Below are 17,077 nucleotides of genomic sequence, written 5' to 3' on the forward strand. Positions count from 1 at the left end.
ACGTTGGCCTGTCAGACCATGTTCTTGCAGTGAATGTGAGTGGATGATTCGATATTGCCCGGCGGGCGCTTGATAGGGGACCTTAGGTAGATGCCCGTCACCTTTAACGACAGGCTCACAGTTTAAAACTCACAGTTTAAAACAAGGGGCCGAACAAGGCTAAACAGGAAGAAGACGACATCCTTTGCTAAAATTTACCCTGAATGCCTGCCGCAGGGCGCTATTTTATGCTAAAATCCCGCGGTTTTTTTGTGCATGTGCATACAGTCAGGGCGTCGGGAGAATAGGTTGATGAAAGTTGTTGAAGTTAAGCACCCTTTGGTGAAACACAAGCTGGGTCTGATGCGGGAAGCCGATATCAGTACCAAACGCTTTCGTGAACTGGCAAAGGAAGTCGGCAGCCTGCTGACCTATGAAGCCACTGCCGATTTTGAAACCGAGAAAACCACCATCAATGGTTGGCACGGCCCGACCGATGTTGATCAGCTCAAGGGCAAGAAAGTGACCGTAGTACCGATTCTGCGTGCCGGCCTGGGCATGATGGACGGGGTGCTGGAGCATATGCCCGGTGCCCGGGTCAGCGTGGTGGGGGTTTATCGTGACGAAGAAACACTGCAACCGGTACATTACTTCAACAAGCTGGTCAGCCATATCGACGAACGGATGGCGCTGATCGTCGATCCCATGCTGGCTACCGGCGGCTCCATGATCGCCACCATCGATCTGCTGAAGGAAAAAGGCTGTCAGCACTTCAAGGTGATCGTGCTGGTGGCTGCCCCCGAAGGCCTCAAGGCGCTGGAAGCCGCTCACCCGGACGTAGAGCTGTATTGTGCCTCTGTTGACGAGCGGCTCGACAAGAATGGTTATATCATTCCCGGTCTCGGTGATGCCGGCGACAAGATTTTTGGTACCAAGTAAGTCAAAACCGGCGCAGGCCGGTTTTTTTCCGTTTGTTCAAGGTAAATAAAAGATGAGTTCAGTTAATCAACCCGACGTTCTGGCCCACAGCCAGAGTGCGGCCAATACCCCGTTGCGCCAGGCTCTGGCCGGCTCCCAGATGCTGTTTGTGGCCTTTGGCGCCCTGGTGCTGATGCCGCTGATCACCGGCCTGGATCCCAACGTGGCCCTGTTTACCGCCGGTTTCGGCACCCTGATTTTTCAGTTGTGCACCAAGCGTCAGGTACCGATTTTTCTGGCGTCTTCTTTCGCCTTTATCGCCCCGATTCTGTACGGCGTGCAAACCTGGGGCATTCCCGCCACCATGAGCGGATTGATGGCGGCCGGTGTCATGTATGTGCTGCTTAGCCAGCTGGTACGCTGGCGCGGTACCGCTTTACTGACCCGGCTGTTGCCGCCGGTGGTGGTCGGGCCGGTGATCATGGTGATCGGTCTGGGGCTGGCGCCGATGGCGGTGAACATGGCCATCGGCAAGAGCGGTGATGGTGCATCCGAAATGATGGCCAACGATGTGGCGTTGTGGCTGTCGCTGTCGGCGCTGGTGACCACCCTGCTGGTATCCACGGTGGCGAAAGGGGTATTTCGGCTGGTGCCCATTACCGCCGGCATCGCGGTGGGCTACAGCCTGGCACTGTGGTTCGGCGTGGTCGACTTTACGCCGGTACGCGAGGCGGCCTGGTTCTCTCTGCCGCATTTTGTCGCGCCCGAATGGCATTGGCAGGCGGTGTTGTTCATGCTGCCGGTGGCCATCGCGCCCGCCATCGAACATATCGGTGACGTGCTGGCCATCAGCTCGGTTACCGGCAAGGATTATATCAAGAAACCGGGTCTGCACCGCACCCTGCTGGGTGATGGCCTGGCCACGGTTGGTGCCTCTATGTTCGGTGGTCCGCCCAACACCACCTATTCCGAGGTGACCGGCGCCGTGATGCTGACCAAGAATTTCAACCCGGTGATCATGACCTGGGCGGCGGGCTTTGCCATCGTGCTGGCCTTTGTCGGTAAATTCGGCGCCCTGATGCTGAGCATTCCGACCCCGGTGATGGGCGGCATCATGATTCTGCTGTTCGGCTCCATCGCGACCGTGGGCCTGAACAGCCTGATCAAGCATCAGGTGGATTTGTCTCAGGCACGCAACCTGTGCATTGTGGCGGTGATCCTGATCTTCGGCATCGGCGGCATGGCCTTCGGTATCGGCGGTTTCAGCCTGCAGGGCATCAGCCTGTGTGGCATCGTCGGCATACTGTTGAATCTGGTACTACCCAGAGCACAGCCCCATTGAGTCTGGTTTGCATTCATGTCTGTGGTTATCATGCGCCTCATGCTTTTCAAAAGTGGTAACTTGATGTTGAAAAATCTGTTGCTGACGACGCTGCTGCTGTGTTCGGCTGCCGCGTCGGCTCACTCGGTGTTTGAGGTTAAGCTTGATCCGGCCCCCTATAACCGAAGCGAGGCGCGGACCCAGGCGGTGGAGTTGGTGCTGGATCGCCTGACCGGCGGCCGAGCAGAGAACTCCTGGGTGCAGGATGAAGTGGGTCGAGAACTGTCGCGCTACCTGCAGGCGGAGCCGACAGGATCCGGCTATAACGCCGTGTTCAACGAAGCAGAGTTGCTGGCCTTGCTGCAAGGCGCCGAGTTGCCGTTTTCGCTGGCGCCGAGGCCGACCTTGCTGGTGTGGCTGTCGACAGAGGGGCGTGCCCGCAGCGAGGCAAACCGCTCCTGGCGACGAGCCTCTAATGCCTATCAGATACCGCTGCTATGGCCACTGTGGGATCTGGACGAGCACATGACGCTGGACCCCCGCGAGCTGTTTGCTGCCAAGCCTCTGCGTGAGGCCAGCCGGCGCTACGGCGCAGAATACTGGCTGGCAGTGGAGCAGGGCACGGAGGGCGGCCGCTGGCAGCTGTTTGGCTCCGAGCAAGTGACGCCGCTGCTCGAAGGTAAACTGGAGTCGGGTGCCGATGCGGTGACCAAACTGATGGCGCGTCTCAATCGTTACTGGGTTGAAAAGCATGCACAGAGACGGGCGCCCCGGCCTGCCAATCCGGCGCCGGAACAGCCGTTGCTGGCCGAGGTGGATGCCGGCGGCGAACTGACCATAGTGGTTTCCGGTCTGCGCCGGTTTGCAGACACTGTGTTGCTGGAGCGCAAGTTGCGCCAACTCGATGGAGTGGGGTCGGTTTTTGTGGTTGATAGCGCCGGCTCTCAGGGACGTTATCGACTGGACCTATACGGCTCTCGCGCCGCCGTGCTGCAGGCGTTGACCACTATTGGCGGACTGACCGTAACCGGTGAGCGGGAATTCAGCTGGTCGGGAGCCACACGTGATTAACGGCGATGAAGAAGATAACCAGCCAGCCCAGTTGGCGCTGGCGGTACAGCTGCCGGATGATGAAACCTTTGCCAGTTTTTATCCGGGCGATAACGCCCAGCTGATCACCGCCCTTAAAAATGCGGCCATCGGTCAGGGTGACGAGCTGCTGTATTTCTGGGGGCAGCAGGGCAGTGGCCGCTCTCACCTGCTGCATGCCGCCTGTGCCGAGCTGGATGGGGAAGGTGAGACCGCGGCCTATATTTCGCTCGACAGCTATCAGAACATGTCGACGCGCATACTGGACGGCATGGAGCTGCTGGCGCTGGTGTGTCTGGATAATCTGGATGCCATTGCCGGGGTGGCAGAGTGGGAGCGGGCCGTGTTCAACTTCTTCAATCGCCGCCGCGAGCGGGCGCCGGGCTCCCTGGTGATCAGTGCCATCAACGCGCCGCGCAACCTGGGGCTGGCACTGCCGGATCTGGCCTCGCGCCTCGATTGGGGCGTGGCCTATCAGCTGAAACCGCTGGATGATGAAGGCAAGCTCAGTGCCCTGCAGCTGAGAGCCGAATTGCGCGGCTTCAAGCTGCCCACCGATGTGGGCCGCTTTCTGCTCAATCGGTTATCCCGCGACATGAGTACCCTGCTTGCGGCTCTCGATCTGCTCGACAACGCTTCTTTTCAGGCCAAACGCAAACTCAGCATTCCCTTCGCCAAGGAAATACTGGGGCTGTAGCGGGGCTGATAACCTGCATTTATATGTAATACCGAGCCCATTTATGCGGCGCAAACTTGCAGGTAACGGTATGTCTGCAAGAACTGCATATCGCCTGACGGTCTCGCGTGGTCTGATCCGCCAGCTGAAGCGGCGGCTACAAAACCGCAAGCCAGCTCGTCCCGTAGGGTCCATTTCAATGGACCAGCCTGACCTGAGAGCCATACCTCTGGTCGAATAAATTCGACCCTACGAAGAAAGAGATACTCATCAGCAAGTATCTCTTATTCCCATCCCGATCCAATGTATCCCTCAGCCAAAAGTGGCCCAGATGGGGGCGTGATCCGAGGGCTTTTCGATACCGCGCAGCTCGTAGTCGATACCGGTGTCGATCAACTGCTCGACCAGCGGCCGGGTGGCGAGGATCAGGTCGATGCGCAGGCCGCGGTTGTCGTTGAAGCCCTTGCTGCGGTAGTCGAACCAGGAATACCGCGCGCTCTCTTCCGGGTTCTGCAGCCGCCAGGTGTCGATCAGTCCCCAGCCCATCAGCGTGTTCATCCATTCCCGTTCTTCCGGCAGAAAGGAGCACTTACCCTCGCGCAGCCAGCGTTTGCGGTTGGGCTCGCCGATGCCGATATCCAGATCGGTATGGGAAATATTCACGTCTCCCATCACGATAACCGCGTCATCCGGCTGATGGTGCTCGGTCAGATAGCGTTGCAAATCTGCATAAAAGCGGGTCTTGGCCGGAAACTTGGTTTCGTGGCTGCGGTTTTCGCCCTGAGGGAAATAACCGTTGAGCACGGTCAGCACGCTTCCGTCGGGGCGGGCGAAACGGCCCATGATCATGCGTCGCTGGGCATCTTCTTCATCACCGGGAAAGCCCTTCTGGATTGCAAGCGGGGCCTGCTTGCTCAGCATGGCCACGCCGTAATGAGCTTTCTGGCCATGAAAGTGCACGTGATAGCCCATGGCTTCCACGGCGGCCAGCGGAAAGGCGTCGTCGTGAACCTTGATTTCCTGCAGACCTATGATGTCCGGCTGGTGTTTGTCGATAAGCGCCTGCAACTGGTGCAAACGCGCCCTGAGTCCATTGATATTGAAGGAAACAACTTTCATTACGGCGCCCGATACAAAAAAGAGGGCGCCATGCTAGCAGAAACCGGGGTCAGTCGGCAGTCGCCCCGTCCGGATAGATCATCCGTTTGCTCATGCCGCCGTCGATAATATATTCCTGACCGGTAATAAAGCCGGCCTCGTCGGATAACAGAAATCGCGCCAGCGCCGCCACATCGTCGACGTCACCCACCCGGCCGGCCGGGTGCAGGCCGTGATCGTGCCGGCTGGGCGCCGGCTCCATGGGGTTTGGCTGCAGCCGACTCACATCAATCCAGCCCGGGCTGATGACATTGACCCTCACATCCGGCCCCAGGCTGATGGCCATGGCATGCGTCAGGGCGATGAGTCCGCCCTTGGCGGCAGCATAGGCCTCGCTGTCGGGCTCGGACTGATGCGCCCGGGTCGAGGCGATATTGATGATGGACCCGCCCGGCTTGAGCAGGGGGGCCACATGCTTGCTGATCAGCATGGGGCCGGTAAGGTTGACCGCCAGCACCCGCTGCCAGTGCGACAGGGGGAGCTGAGCCAGTGGTTCATGATGGGGCTGGCTGATGGCGGCGTTGTTGATGATGCCATCGATCTGCCCGAACTGACGTTCAATCAGTCGGCTCAGCGCCTGTACCGAGGTTTCTTCGCTGACATCGAGGTGAACCAGTTGCAGGCCGGGCAATCCGGCGTCGTCCAGCCGGGTGAGGGCATCCTTGTCGATATCGACCCCCACTACCTGATAGTTGTGTTGCAGAAAGTAGCGGCTCATGCCCAGTCCCAGCCCCTGGGCTACCCCGGTGATCAGAATTTTTCCCTGCTTCATACTGTCTCCTTGACGAGGCTCCTGCCGGCTTGTGGTGTCTTCGATTAAGCCCTGTTGCATCCTCGACTAAGCGTAGTGGGGTTTTGTCACACTTTGTTACCTCTTTGCCGGTAGCTGACATAGTCTGGCCGCACTAAACGGGTACACTAGGTCCAATATGCACAAAGGAATAAAAACATGTTTCGTCATCACCATCACTCCGGTCTCTGGTTGATCTGCCTGTTGAGCCTGTCGATCATGACGCCGAGCGCGGTACTGGCCCGCAGTGCGCCGCTGGTCTCTACGGTACGGGTCACCGAGCAGCCGGTGACGGCCGGCATTGAACTGATTGGTACCCTCAAGGCCAGTCAGCAGGTGGCCATTTCTCCCCAGGTCAGTGCCCGGGTGACCAGGGTGCACTTCGTGCCCGGCCAGATGATCGCTCGGGATCAGCTGTTGCTCAGCCTGGATGACAGAGCCGCACAGGCGACGGTACGCGAAGCCGAAGCGGTGCTGATGGACGCCCGTCGTGTGCTTAACAACTTTCAGACCCTGTTCCGGCGCAAGGCGGTCACCCAGACCGAGCTGAACGGCCAGCAGGCGGTGGTGGCCATGGCCGAGGCCAAGTTGCAGGCGGCTCGCGTGCAGGCGGACTATCTGACCATCAAGGCCCCTTTTGGTGGTGTGATAGGATTGAGCGATGTGGCGCCCGGCGCCCTGCTCGGGGCCAACGAACCGGTGGCAAACCTGCTTGATGTGAGCAGCCTCAAGCTGGATCTGGCGGTACCGGAAAAATATTTTCGTCTGCTCAAGGTGGGTGAGCAGTTGAGCGCTCACACCCAGGCCTATGGCGAGCAGACCTTTATCGGTGAGCTGGCGGTCATTGCCCCCCGCGTGGATGAAGACACCCTCAACGCCCGGGTTCGCTTGCTGTTTGATAACAGCGAGGGACTGCTGGTGCCGGGCATGCTGATGCGGGTGCAGCTGAGGGTAGATAACAACACCCAGGCGGTGATTCCGGCGCAGAGCCTGCTTTATGCGGGCCAGCAGCGCTATGTGTTTGTGGTGGATGACGAGGGCAAGGTCAGTCGGCGCAACGTGAGCATAGGCCGCAACCTGGGGGAGCGGGTGACCATTACCGACGGACTGACCCTTGGCGAGCGGGTGATCAGCGAAGGCACGGTCAAGGTACGCAGCGGCATGCAGGTGGAGGTACAGAGTGAAGCTCTCTGATCTGTCTATCTCCCGCCCGGTACTGGCTACGGTACTGAGCCTGATGTTGTGCGTATTCGGGCTGATTTCCTTTCTTGAGCTGCCGCTTCGGGAAATGCCCGACACCACCTCGCCGGTGGTGACGGTACGCACCGATTATACCGGTGCCAGCGCCGGCGTGCTGGAGACGCAGGTCACCAAGCGACTGGAAGACGAGTTGTCGGGCATCAGCGGGGTCAAATTTATCAGCTCCAGCACCAGTGACGGCCGCTCCAGCATCACCATCGAGTTCGATCCGGCGCGAAACCTGGACAACGCCGCCAGCGATGTACGCGAAGCGGTGGCCCGGGCGTCCCGCGGCCTGCCCGATGATGCCGACGCTCCCATCGTCACCAAGGACACGGGGCGCAACGATGTCATCTTGTGGGTAACGCTGCGTTCTACCGGTATGTCGCCACTGGCACTGGGGGATTATGCCCAGAACGTGCTGGCCGATCGTTTCAGCCTGCTCGACGGCGTCAGCTCGGTCTGGGTCGGTGGTCGCAAGGAGCGGGTGATGAACGTGCGGCTCGATCCGGTGGCCATGGCCTCGCGCGGGGTCACGGTGGCCGATATTCGCGCCGCCTTGCGTGCCCAGAACGTGGAGTTGCCGGCCGGCACCCTGGAAAACAGCCAGCAGAACTTCGCCGCCCGCATTCAGCGTGGTTACGATCAGGCGGTAAACTTCCAGACCCTGAGCATTCGCCGCATTGACTCGGGGGCTCGGGTCTATCTGGGCGACGTGGCCGAGATCTGGGAAGGAGAAAAGCCGGAAGATACCCTGTTTCGCTCCAACGGCCAGAACGTGGTGGGGCTGGGCATCGTCAAGCAGACTCAGGCCAATACCCTGGATGTGGTGAACGAGGTCAAGCAGGCGATTATTGCCCAGCAGCCCTTTCTGCCGGCAGGGGCCGAACTGACCTGGACCTACGACAGTTCGGTGTTTATCGACAGCGCCATCAGCGAGGTCTATCAGACCCTGATGATCACGGTGGGGCTGGTGATACTGGTGATTTACATCTTTCTGGGGCAGGTGCGCGCCACCCTGATCCCGGCGGTAACGGTGCCGGTGTCGCTGGTCAGTGCCTTTATCCTGGCCTATGCGCTGGGTTACTCGGTCAACCTCATTACCCTGATGGCGCTGATCATGGCCATCGGCCTGGTGGTGGATGATGCCATTGTAGTATTGGAGAACATTCACCATCACCTGGAGCGGGGCCGTTCACCGCTGGCGGCGGCCTATCACGGTGCGCGCGAGGTGGGGTTTGCGGTGATCGCCACCACCCTGACCCTGGTATCGGTATTTCTGCCCATCGTGTTCATGGGCGGCATCATAGGCCGTATTTTTACCGAATTTGCGATATTGCTGGCCGGAGCCGTAGCTTTTTCGTCGCTGGTGGCGCTGACCCTGACCCCGGTAATGGCCAGCAAGATCCTCAAGCCCAAACAACAACCGGGCTGGCTGGCGAGCCGTTTCGATGCAGGCTTTGCCCGACTGGAACAGGGCTATCGGCGCCTGCTCGGCAGCGAGCTGAGTCATCGCTGGTGGGCACCGGTGGCCATGGTGCTGGCGCTGGGGTTCATTACCCTGTTGTTTCGAGAAGTACCGCAGAGTCTGACTCCGAAGGAAGACCGTGGCGTGATCTTCGTGTTGGTGCGTGGGGCCGAAGGGGCCAGCTTCGAGCGCATGAGCCGGGCCATGGGGGAGGTGGAAGCGCGCCTGGCGCCTTTGCAGCAGGATGGCACCGTTACCAGCCTGACGGTCCGCACTCCCGGCTTCGGTGGCGGGGTGAACAGCGGTATCGTCATCGCCAGCCTGGAAGCCTGGGATAAACGCGAGCCCTCGGCCGAAGCCGTTGTCGGGCGTATTCGCGGCCTGACCCGGGACGTGGCCGATGTACTGGTGATTCCGATACTGCCTTCGTCCATTCGGGGCGGCTCCAGCTCACCGGTGGAGTTTGTGCTGGGCGGGGCCGACTACGACGAACTCTATGGCTGGGCCGAACAGTTGCAGCGGCTGGCGCGGGATAACCCGGGTCTGAGTGATCTGGATCTGGATTATGCCCAGACCAAACCCGAGCTGCTGGTGGAAGTGGATCAGCAGCGGGCGGCCAAGCTGGGGATTTCGGTAACCGAGGTGGCCGACAGTCTCAATGTCATGCTCGGCGGCCAGGGCATTACCACCTATGCCCGCCAGGGGGAAGAGTACGATGTCTATCTCAAGGGGCAGCAGGACGCCTTCAGGCAGCTCAGTGATCTGGGCGGCATCTACCTGCGCACCGGCGGCGGCGAGCTGGTGTCGCTGGACAACCTGGTCACCCTGAACGAGCAGGGGGCTTCGCCTTCCCTTAACCATTACAATCGCAAGAAGGCGATTACCCTCAGCGCCAACCTGGTCGGCAACTATAGCCTGGGTGAGGCGCTGGATTATCTGGACGGCCTGGTGCGCGAGCAGCTGCCCGACAATGCCACTGTCGATTACAAGGGCGAGTCGCTGGAGTACAAAAGCAATCAGGGCGATGTGGCCTTCGTGTTCGGGCTGGCGCTGGTGGTGGTGTTTCTGATCCTGGCGGCCCAGTTCGAGAGCTTTGTGCATCCTTTTATCGTGCTGCTGACGGTACCCCTTGGCCTGCTCGGTGGCCTGCTGGGGCTGTATTTTACCGGTATGACCCTTAACGCCTACAGCCAGATAGCCATGGTGATGCTGATAGGATTGGTGACCAAAAACGGCATTCTGATCGTGGAGTTTGCCAACCAGCTGCGTGACCGGGGGCAGCCGTTTGCCGAGGCGTTAATCGAGGCGTCGGTGCGACGTCTGCGGCCCATTCTGATGACCGCCTTTACCACGGTGGCGGGCGCGATTCCACTGATCCTGGCCAGCGGTGCCGGCGCCGAAAGTCGGCAGGCGGTGGGTATAGTGGTGTTTGCCGGCGTGGCACTGGCGACCCTGCTGACGCTGTTTATCGTGCCCGCCATGTACCGGTTGCTGGCGCGGCACACTCAGTCGCCGGAGCATCAGCAACGACGGCTGGAAGCGGCGCTGAAGGAAAAGCCTGAAGGATAGAAAGCTGAAAGCGGTAAGCGCGAAGCTATAAAGCACCGGGCTTGTGAGCTCGGTGCTTTTTTAGGGTCGAATTTATTCGACCAGAAACCGAGGCACTATCCTAAAGCGGTCGAATAATACCAACCTAAGTAAAAATATGATCTATTTTAAAGCTCGGAACGAGAGGCAACAGAGTCACCTCCCACTACACGCAATAAACCCATCCATGGGAGCTCGGAAATACCGTCCCTGGCATTTCACGGTCGTGGGAGCCGATCTCTGCTGCCTCTCCTGAAGCACCGAGTTGTCTGCAGGGCACTCCCACAGGCGACGCCGCAGCACAGGGGCGGATGAAGGGTTCTACTCCAGCGACCATCACATGACAGGTCACCAAAGGCTCCTGCAATGCTGACACTCCCGCCATCCTTGGCGGTCGGACGTCATGTGCTGAGCGTCGCAGGGATGCGGTTTTGTCGGTGGAGTGGACCCTTTGTTCGACCTTTACAGGGCAGCTAAACAGACCAGTTAGTTTTACAGATTGGTATAAATTCGACCCTACCACAGGTTTTTTACAGCGTTTCTTCGCGCTGTGTTTTCAGCAGGCATAAAAAAAGCCGGTGCTGAGCACCGGCTTTTAAAGGATGGTGGAGGGAGCTGGATTCGAACCAGCGAAGGCTGAGCCGTCAGATTTACAGTCTGATCCCTTTGGCCACTCGGGAACCCCTCCACGAGTTAACTTGTTGCTGTTTAATGAAGTGCGTTAAACAGTTTTAATTTTTAAGTCTTACATCAATGCCTAAGGCACTGATTAACAATAGATGGTGGAGGGAGCTGGATTCGAACCAGCGAAGGCTGAGCCGTCAGATTTACAGTCTGATCCCTTTGGCCACTCGGGAACCCCTCCACACTTTGTGGGGCGCATATTACCAAAAAGAGGGAGCTTGTGAACCCCGAAAGGGTAATTTTTTACTAAAAAAACCGGACTTGCTGCCGATAACCATTCAAATGCCTAATATTTGCACTTTTTATGCTGCCAGAACTTAATACCAATCTGCTCGTCAACGACAGCCAACTCGGAGATCGCCTTAACCAGGCGGTCATCGACGGCCGTCGTAGCGATTTTGGTTTGCTGCTGGCGCTGCTTTCCGAAGATGCGCGGGATCTGCCGCGCATCGAAGAGGCAAAAAATGAGCAGGGGCAGCAGGATTGGCGAAAGCATTTCGAACTGCCGGCGCAAAATCCGCTTTATGCGCACCAACAGGACAGCACCAGAGCACCGGAGCTGTCGGCCCTGGCCGGTGGCCTGCAGCAGGACAGCTTGCGTTTATTGCTGGCGATGCGGGCCGAGCCGTTACGGGCGAGCGACGAACTGCTGCCGACCGACGTCAGCAGCAACCTGAACCCGCGCACCCTGGCGCGGCTGTCGAGTGAGCTGAATCCCCGGCTGCCGGTACAGCCGGGACGCATGCTGGAGGTGTTGAACGCCGTCAAGGCGATGGCCTGAGACGATTAGCCTCACCCCTCACCCCTCACCCCTCACCCCTCACCCCTCACCCCTCACATTTCATTTCATTTCACAGACCCATCAACCGCCGTGGGCCTGGCGACAGCCCATGATGGCCGGTGCCAGTAGTTCCAGTGCGCTTTGCTCGCAGGGCGGCAGGGTTGCATCGGAGCGGTTCAGCGGGGTGATGCGATCGCCCCAGCGGATCACGCCGGCGCCCCAGGTCAGGCCGGCACCGAAGGCGGCGGTCAGCAGCAAAGCACCGGGCTTGACTCGTCCCTGCTCCAGCGCCTCGCACAGGGCGATGGGCACGGTAGCGGCAGAGGTATTGCCGTACTGCGCTATGTTCACCATCACCTTTTCCGGCGGCAATGCCATTTTTTTGGCCAGCGTTTCGATAATGCGAATATTGGCCTGGTGGGGCAGCAGCAAGTCGATATCCTGCTCGGTGACCCCCGCCTGATCCAGCACATGAGCGGCCGCATCGCCCATGCCCTTGACCGCACGCTTGAATATTTCCTTGCCCTCGAAATTGACCTCGAACAGGCCATCGATATGCTCGAAACGACGGCGGTCGGTGCCTGAATTGGGTACGGCAAGAATGTCTCTGGCCTCTGCGTCGCAGCCGAGCTTGTCGGCGAGCAGCCCCACCGGTTGTTCGCTGGCTTCCAGCACCACGGCCCCGGCGCCGTCGCCGAACAGTACGGCGGTATCTCTTTTGGTCCAGTCCAGATAGTGAGTCAGTCGTTCGGCGCCGATCACCAGTACGCGCTGCATGCTGCCGGCCTTGATCAGGGCGCTGCCCACGCTCAGGCCATAAATAAAGCCGGTACAGGCGGCATTGATGTCGAATACCGCCGCGCGGCCGGCCCCCAGCGACTGTTGTACCGCCGAAGCGGCGCTGGGCACCAGGCTGTCCGGGCTGGCGGTGGCCATGATAATGCAGTCCAGCCGGCTCGCGTCCATACCGGCGGCGGCCAGAGCATGGCTGGCTGCTACCGTGGCCAGAGCCGAGGTACTTACATGAGCAATGCGACGCGAGCGAATGCCGGTACGGCTATGAATCCACTCATCGGAAGTGTCGAGAAAGGTGCCGAGATCGTCGTTACTCAGGGCGGCGGGGGGCAGACATTTCCCCCAACCGGTAATATTGGCGTAGCGCATGTTAAGCCCTGTTTGCGAGATTAAGGTGAATGCTGCCGATGTTGTCCTGGCGACTTCAAAGCGTCATATACCGGCAATATCGTCAGCTTGGGTATTCGATGTTGTTTACGGGGTGGTGGCGTTAACCTCGGCCTTGCCGTTCCAGTCGTAGCTGAACCCAGGTACGATAAATCCAGGACAGACAGGGCCGAACCAGCGGCAGCCCAATCAACCAGGCCAGTGGCTTGAGCCGGGGCACCCGCTGCATCAACAGAATATAGGCGTCCAGCTCGGATCGCACTTCTCCGTCTGCGGTTTGTACGTGCAGCTCGCGTAATGCCTTGTAAGGACTGATCCCCAGGCTCAGCAATACTTCTTCCCGACCCGTGATATCAAACCAGTAAATATCGTCACCACCGGTGCCTGCCCAACGTTCATAACGCGCCCTGTCCTTGATGCAGCCCTCGCAACTGCCATCGTAAAACACCACCAGCTGATGGCGCGGCTTTTTTCCATCCATCACCACGTCCTCCATGACAAGGAAGTTCCGTCCCTGGAACTCTGAGCTAAGCATAGTCGGCATTAGCCCAGATACCTTTGCTGCAGATGGTGTTTGAAGGCGGTGGCATCCAGTGACTGACCACAAGCCTGTTGAATCAGGGTGTCGGTCTCCAGCAGGCTGGCGTGTTGCCAGATGTGCTGTTGTAGCCATTCGAATACAGAAGACAAGTTATTGCCGATCAGCTGTTCCAGTGATCCCTGCTGTTGCTGCATGGCTGCGGCCTGCTGGGACGCATAGATGGCGCCCAGGGTGTAACTGGGAAAATAGCCGAAGCTGCCGTCGGTCCAGTGAATGTCCTGCAGGCAGCCGTCCTTGTAGTTACCCTTGGTGCTCAGCCCCAGGTAGGCTTGCATCAGCTGATCCCAGCGTTCGGGCAGATCGCTGGCTTCCATTCTGCCTTCTATCAGATCCCGCTCTATTTCGTAGCGCAGCATGATGTGGGCCGGATAGGTTACTTCGTCTGCGTCGACCCTGATCAGACCGGGGCTGACCCGAGTGTAAAGCCTGGCCATGTTGTCCGGGGCAAAAGCCGGTTGGGCACCGAAGTGACGCTCCAGCAAGGGAGTCAGTCGGGCGATAAAGGCGGGATGACGGGCCAGTTGCATCTCGAAGAACAGGCTTTGGGATTCATGCACCCCCATGGATCTGGCCTGGCCCACCGGCAACCGGCGCCATTGGGCAGGTAAACCCTGTTCATAGCGGGCATGGCCGGTTTCATGAATGATGCCCATCAGCGCCTGAGCCACATCCTGCTCGTTATAGCGGGTGGTGAGCCGTACATCTTCGCTGACGCCGCCACAGAAGGGGTGGGCACTGACATCGAGCCGGCCATGATTGAAGTCAAAGCCGAGCAGCGTCATGACCTCCAGCCCCAGTGCCCGTTGTTGTTCTATGGCAAAGGGTCCCTGGGGTTGCAGCATGGGCTCGTTGCGCTGCTTGTTCTGTACCTGAGTGATCAATTCCGGCAACCAGCTTTTCAGGCCGCCAAACAGGGTATCGAGCCGGGCGCTGCGCATGCCGGGCTCATATTGCTCCAGCAGGCTGTCGTAACGGGACAGACCCAGCGCCTCGGCCCGGGCCGAGGCGACCTGGCGAGACAGGTTGAGCACTTCTTCAAACAACGGCAGATAACCGGCCCAGTCGTTGGCAGGACGCAAACTGCGCCAGGCATGCTCGCAGCGCGAACCGGCCAGCGACATGGCGCGCACCAGATCGGCCGGTAACAGGGTGGCATCGCGCCACTGGCGGCGCATCTCGGCCAGACTGACCTTGTGCTCCCGAGCCGACGATTCCTGCTCGGCGTCGGCAAACCAGTCGGCCAGCCGCGGATCCTGCAATTGTTGATGGCACAGCACCGCCAGGGTGCCCAGGGCTTCGGCCCGGGCTTCGTTGCCGCCGGACGGCATCATGGTGGCCTGATCCCAGCCACAGATGGCACCAAGGTGTTGCAGATGATGGAGCTGTTCGAAATGCTGACTCAGAGCATGATAAGACATGGGCGCTTCCTTGAATGAGTTGCGCGATAGAACTGTCGGTATGGGCAAGCCGAAAAACGGAAAAGAGGCAGACAACAGCTCAGACAGCGCAAGATGATAAATAGCTGCAGTATAATCAAGTTAAACAGGAAGCAGAATGACCAAGTTGAATGGACAGAGGAAACGACAGGCCTCGGGGAGGAGGTGAGACCTGCCGTTATTAAAAACGGGGTATTAAATATGGAGCCAAGCTCGTTCAATTACTCGTTTGGACCGGCTTTGCTGACTTTATAAATAAAGTAGCCGGCATAAAAGCAGATCAGTACCGTGGTTGCAATAATCACCAGCATGGACATCAAGCCAACATCGCTCCCAAACATTAAATCAAGCCAGAATGACATGGGTCGTCTCCTTTCGTATGCGTTATGAACTCATCTTAGCGAGATGTTTTCTGGTTGTGCTGATCCTGATCAATAAAGTGAGGGATCATTAATGGGTTAGATCATTTATGAATTTAATTATTCATTCCGTCATTTTATTCAGTGTATAGCCGTCTTGCTCCAATAATCGAAGCAGGCCATGTTCGCCATAAAGATGCAGGGCGCCCACCACCAGTAATGCCTTTTGCGGAGTCTGGCTTTTAAGGTGTTCCAGCCACAGCCGATTGCGGGACAGCAGCAAATCCTGTTCGATAAAACGGTTCAGCGGGGGCGACTGCTCGTTGCGCAGCAGACTGAGCAAGGCCTGTTCGTCTCCGCTTTGCCAGGTGTCCAGCAGTTTCTCAAGGTGCGGTTGCAAATCGTTCAGCTCATTCAGGGTATGGTGCACAAAGTCTGCTTCCAGTTGCCGTTCAGGCAGAGAGGCCAGCATGCTGAACACCAGATCTGGCGCTTCCAGCCCCCGTATAGGAAGTTGCCGTTGTCTGGCCAGACGCATTATCTGCATATCGACGCCCTGCTCACTGGTAAAACCGAGTTTCTGGGCCCGAGCCTGAGTCAGCTGCAGGGCGGCAAACCAGGGCGGCAGTGATGTCAGTGGCGACAATGCCGTGTCGTTGATGGCCTGTTCAAGTTCATCGGCCAGTGGAGTGCCCAGCCGAGCATGCCAGCTGTCACCGGGCGACATGGTGATAAAAGGGGCCAGAGTGGCCGGCGATAGAGCATCCGGGTCGACTTCCAGAAACAGCTGCTCGCTTTGCTGCAGGCTGTGCAGCAGTGGCGCCGGCAGTGAAGTCAGGCGTTTATCGGCAAGATGAATTGAGCCGAATAACCACAGCTGTTGGCCCGCTTTTGTGGCCGACCACAGGGCAGGAGCGGCCAGAGTGATGCTGCTCCAGAACCATAGTAGTAATAAAGATAATATTTTCATCGGCACTCGCTGTTTTGTACTTCGGCTTTGATTATGATGCCGAAGTTGTGATTCACACAAGAATAAGGAATTTATCATGCCTCATTTACGTTTTCGTGGACTGTCCCGTGAAACGGTCAAACAAATCAGCAAACCTTTGGTCGACATCTTATCGCCCATGATTGGCAGTCCGCTGGATCATTTTACGCTGGAATTTATTCCCGCCGAATTTGTGGCCAAGGGTCAGGTAATAAGTGGTTATCCCATAGTGGAAGTACTCTGGTTTGAACGCCCACTGGAGATACAGGACAAGGTCGCGGCCGAAATTACGACAACATTGCGGGCCAGGGTCGGTGCCGAGCAGGATATCTGCGTCATTTTTACCCGGCTTGAAGGCCGCCAGTATTACGAAAACGGCAGCCACTTCGGTTAAATAGTTACCCTCCGGCCTTGAGCAGCAGTTTGTCCAGCGCTCGAGCACTGAGCACACGGCGTAGCCAGCCCATCATCACGGTGGGTCGGGTCACCGGATAGCGAATCCTGGGGCGAGAACTGGTCAGTGCATGCAGCAGCGGCGCCATGCAGGCATCCGGCTCCAGGCTGAAGCGGGAGCTGGGGCCGGGTTGTTGCAGCCTGGCAAGGGTTTGCCGGTAACCTTGCCGGTGACGGCTCTGTTCAACATCTATATGACGTAAAAAAGCGGCCTCGGCGTTGGCGCGAAAACGAGTCTCTATAGGGCCGGGTTCCAGCAGGCTGATATGTATGCCAGTGCCGGTCAGTTCCAGGGGCGTTGTTTCCTAAATCAGGGAACTATCTGCTTCTCCCGTGATCCGATCTCCTGACGAACGGACTCGGGAGCA

At 58.5% G+C, this 17,077-nt stretch carries 15 protein-coding genes, 2 tRNA genes and 1 pseudogene; 8 read left to right on the forward strand and 10 right to left on the reverse strand.

Going from position 1 to position 17,077, the window contains the following annotated elements:
• Positions 1-291: 291 nt before the first annotated feature.
• The 4 genes from upp to hda all read left to right on the forward strand — a co-directional run bounded on the left by upp (position 292) and on the right by hda (position 4,004).
• Positions 292-918, forward strand: a complete 627-nt coding sequence (gene upp / locus Q0753_RS14980) for a uracil phosphoribosyltransferase (protein WP_298722881.1) — start codon at positions 292-294, stop codon at positions 916-918.
• Between the two features lie 52 nt (positions 919-970).
• On the forward strand, positions 971-2,239 hold the full coding sequence (locus Q0753_RS14985) for a uracil-xanthine permease family protein (RefSeq protein WP_298722884.1): 1,269 nt from the start codon (positions 971-973) through the stop codon (positions 2,237-2,239).
• A gap of 63 nt (positions 2,240-2,302) precedes the next feature.
• A complete protein-coding gene (locus tag Q0753_RS14990; protein WP_298722887.1) occupies positions 2,303-3,289 on the forward strand; it encodes a DUF2066 domain-containing protein in 987 nt (328 codons plus the stop codon).
• Entirely contained in the window at positions 3,285-4,004 is a 720-nt protein-coding gene (gene hda / locus Q0753_RS14995) for a DnaA inactivator Hda (protein WP_298722929.1), read from the forward strand. The genes Q0753_RS14990 and hda overlap by 5 nt, the downstream gene beginning before the upstream one ends.
• A gap of 291 nt (positions 4,005-4,295) precedes the next feature.
• Here the strand turns inward: hda and xthA are convergent, their stop codons facing one another.
• Together xthA and Q0753_RS15005 are read right to left on the reverse strand one after the other, a co-directional pair.
• Positions 4,296-5,102 carry an exodeoxyribonuclease III gene (gene xthA / locus Q0753_RS15000; protein WP_298722891.1) on the reverse strand — a complete coding sequence of 269 codons (807 nt, stop codon included), beginning with the start codon at positions 5,100-5,102 and terminating at the stop codon, positions 4,296-4,298.
• 49 nt (positions 5,103-5,151) lie between these two features.
• Positions 5,152-5,913: an SDR family oxidoreductase gene (locus Q0753_RS15005; protein ID WP_298722894.1), complete on the reverse strand. Its 762-nt coding sequence runs from the start codon at positions 5,911-5,913 to the stop codon at positions 5,152-5,154.
• A 177-nt stretch (positions 5,914-6,090) separates the two neighbouring features.
• On the opposite strand from Q0753_RS15005, the gene Q0753_RS15010 reads away from it, so the two are divergent.
• Positions 6,091-7,125 (forward strand): efflux RND transporter periplasmic adaptor subunit, encoded by a 1,035-nt coding sequence (locus Q0753_RS15010; protein ID WP_298722896.1) that lies wholly within the window; start codon positions 6,091-6,093, stop codon positions 7,123-7,125.
• Positions 7,112-10,207, forward strand: a complete 3,096-nt coding sequence (locus Q0753_RS15015; protein ID WP_298722898.1) for an efflux RND transporter permease subunit — start codon at positions 7,112-7,114, stop codon at positions 10,205-10,207. Before Q0753_RS15010 ends, Q0753_RS15015 begins: the two co-directional genes overlap by 14 nt.
• A 621-nt stretch (positions 10,208-10,828) precedes the next feature.
• On the opposite strand, the gene Q0753_RS15020 is transcribed toward Q0753_RS15015, so the two are convergent.
• Together Q0753_RS15020 and Q0753_RS15025 are read right to left on the reverse strand one after the other, a co-directional pair.
• Positions 10,829-10,913: transfer RNA gene (locus tag Q0753_RS15020), tRNA-Tyr, on the reverse strand.
• 92 nt (positions 10,914-11,005) lie between these two features.
• Positions 11,006-11,090: transfer RNA gene (locus Q0753_RS15025), tRNA-Tyr, on the reverse strand.
• A 123-nt stretch (positions 11,091-11,213) separates the two neighbouring features.
• Between Q0753_RS15025 and Q0753_RS15030 the strand changes: the two genes are divergently transcribed.
• A complete protein-coding gene (locus Q0753_RS15030) occupies positions 11,214-11,690 on the forward strand; it encodes a VC2046/SO_2500 family protein (RefSeq protein WP_298722902.1) in 477 nt (158 codons plus the stop codon).
• An 81-nt stretch (positions 11,691-11,771) separates the two neighbouring features.
• Here the strand turns inward: Q0753_RS15030 and Q0753_RS15035 are convergent, their stop codons facing one another.
• From Q0753_RS15035 to Q0753_RS15055, 5 genes are all read right to left on the reverse strand, one after another.
• Positions 11,772-12,854: a ketoacyl-ACP synthase III gene (locus tag Q0753_RS15035; protein ID WP_298722905.1), complete on the reverse strand. Its 1,083-nt coding sequence runs from the start codon at positions 12,852-12,854 to the stop codon at positions 11,772-11,774.
• Between the two features lie 121 nt (positions 12,855-12,975).
• Positions 12,976-13,353, reverse strand: a complete 378-nt coding sequence (locus tag Q0753_RS15040; protein ID WP_298722908.1) for a thiol-disulfide oxidoreductase DCC family protein — start codon at positions 13,351-13,353, stop codon at positions 12,976-12,978.
• 62 nt (positions 13,354-13,415) lie between these two features.
• Positions 13,416-14,891, reverse strand: a complete 1,476-nt coding sequence (locus tag Q0753_RS15045) for a carboxypeptidase M32 (RefSeq protein WP_298722911.1) — start codon at positions 14,889-14,891, stop codon at positions 13,416-13,418.
• A gap of 239 nt (positions 14,892-15,130) precedes the next feature.
• Entirely contained in the window at positions 15,131-15,271 is a 141-nt protein-coding gene (locus tag Q0753_RS15050) for a DUF3149 domain-containing protein (RefSeq protein WP_298722914.1), read from the reverse strand.
• A gap of 121 nt (positions 15,272-15,392) precedes the next feature.
• Positions 15,393-16,238 (reverse strand): TraB/GumN family protein, encoded by an 846-nt coding sequence (locus tag Q0753_RS15055; protein ID WP_298722916.1) that lies wholly within the window; start codon positions 16,236-16,238, stop codon positions 15,393-15,395.
• A 76-nt stretch (positions 16,239-16,314) separates the two neighbouring features.
• Here Q0753_RS15055 and Q0753_RS15060 point away from each other — a divergent pair, with 76 nt between their 5' ends.
• On the forward strand, positions 16,315-16,650 hold the full coding sequence (locus Q0753_RS15060) for a DUF1904 family protein (RefSeq protein WP_298722921.1): 336 nt from the start codon (positions 16,315-16,317) through the stop codon (positions 16,648-16,650).
• A 4-nt stretch (positions 16,651-16,654) separates the two neighbouring features.
• Here Q0753_RS15060 and Q0753_RS15065 read toward each other — a convergent pair.
• Positions 16,655-17,002: pseudogene (locus Q0753_RS15065) on the reverse strand (short-chain dehydrogenase); the annotation flags it as partial.
• Between the last annotated feature and the right edge of the window lie 75 nt (positions 17,003-17,077).

It is taken from the genome of uncultured Oceanisphaera sp., assembly GCF_947495715.1.
Taxonomy (GTDB): domain Bacteria; phylum Pseudomonadota; class Gammaproteobacteria; order Enterobacterales; family Aeromonadaceae; genus Oceanimonas; species Oceanimonas sediminis.

Excerpts from the sequence above, each read along its gene's own strand:
- upp (WP_298722881.1), top strand. The coding sequence starts at position 292 with ATGAAAGTTGTTGAAGTTAAGCACCCTTTGGTGAAACACAAGCTGGGT.
- Q0753_RS15050 (WP_298722914.1), bottom strand. The coding sequence starts at position 15,271 with ATGTCATTCTGGCTTGATTTAATGTTTGGGAGCGATGTTGGCTTGATG.
- Q0753_RS15010 (WP_298722896.1), top strand. The coding sequence starts at position 6,091 with ATGTTTCGTCATCACCATCACTCCGGTCTCTGGTTGATCTGCCTGTTG.
- Q0753_RS15045 (WP_298722911.1), bottom strand. The coding sequence starts at position 14,891 with ATGTCTTATCATGCTCTGAGTCAGCATTTCGAACAGCTCCATCATCTG.
- Q0753_RS14985 (WP_298722884.1), top strand. The coding sequence starts at position 971 with ATGAGTTCAGTTAATCAACCCGACGTTCTGGCCCACAGCCAGAGTGCG.
- Q0753_RS15030 (WP_298722902.1), top strand. The coding sequence starts at position 11,214 with ATGCTGCCAGAACTTAATACCAATCTGCTCGTCAACGACAGCCAACTC.
- Q0753_RS15035 (WP_298722905.1), bottom strand. The coding sequence starts at position 12,854 with ATGCGCTACGCCAATATTACCGGTTGGGGGAAATGTCTGCCCCCCGCC.
- Q0753_RS14990 (WP_298722887.1), top strand. The coding sequence starts at position 2,303 with ATGTTGAAAAATCTGTTGCTGACGACGCTGCTGCTGTGTTCGGCTGCC.
- Q0753_RS15060 (WP_298722921.1), top strand. The coding sequence starts at position 16,315 with ATGCCTCATTTACGTTTTCGTGGACTGTCCCGTGAAACGGTCAAACAA.
- Q0753_RS15040 (WP_298722908.1), bottom strand. The coding sequence starts at position 13,353 with ATGGATGGAAAAAAGCCGCGCCATCAGCTGGTGGTGTTTTACGATGGC.
- Q0753_RS15055 (WP_298722916.1), bottom strand. The coding sequence starts at position 16,238 with ATGAAAATATTATCTTTATTACTACTATGGTTCTGGAGCAGCATCACT.
- Q0753_RS15005 (WP_298722894.1), bottom strand. The coding sequence starts at position 5,913 with ATGAAGCAGGGAAAAATTCTGATCACCGGGGTAGCCCAGGGGCTGGGA.
- xthA (WP_298722891.1), bottom strand. The coding sequence starts at position 5,102 with ATGAAAGTTGTTTCCTTCAATATCAATGGACTCAGGGCGCGTTTGCAC.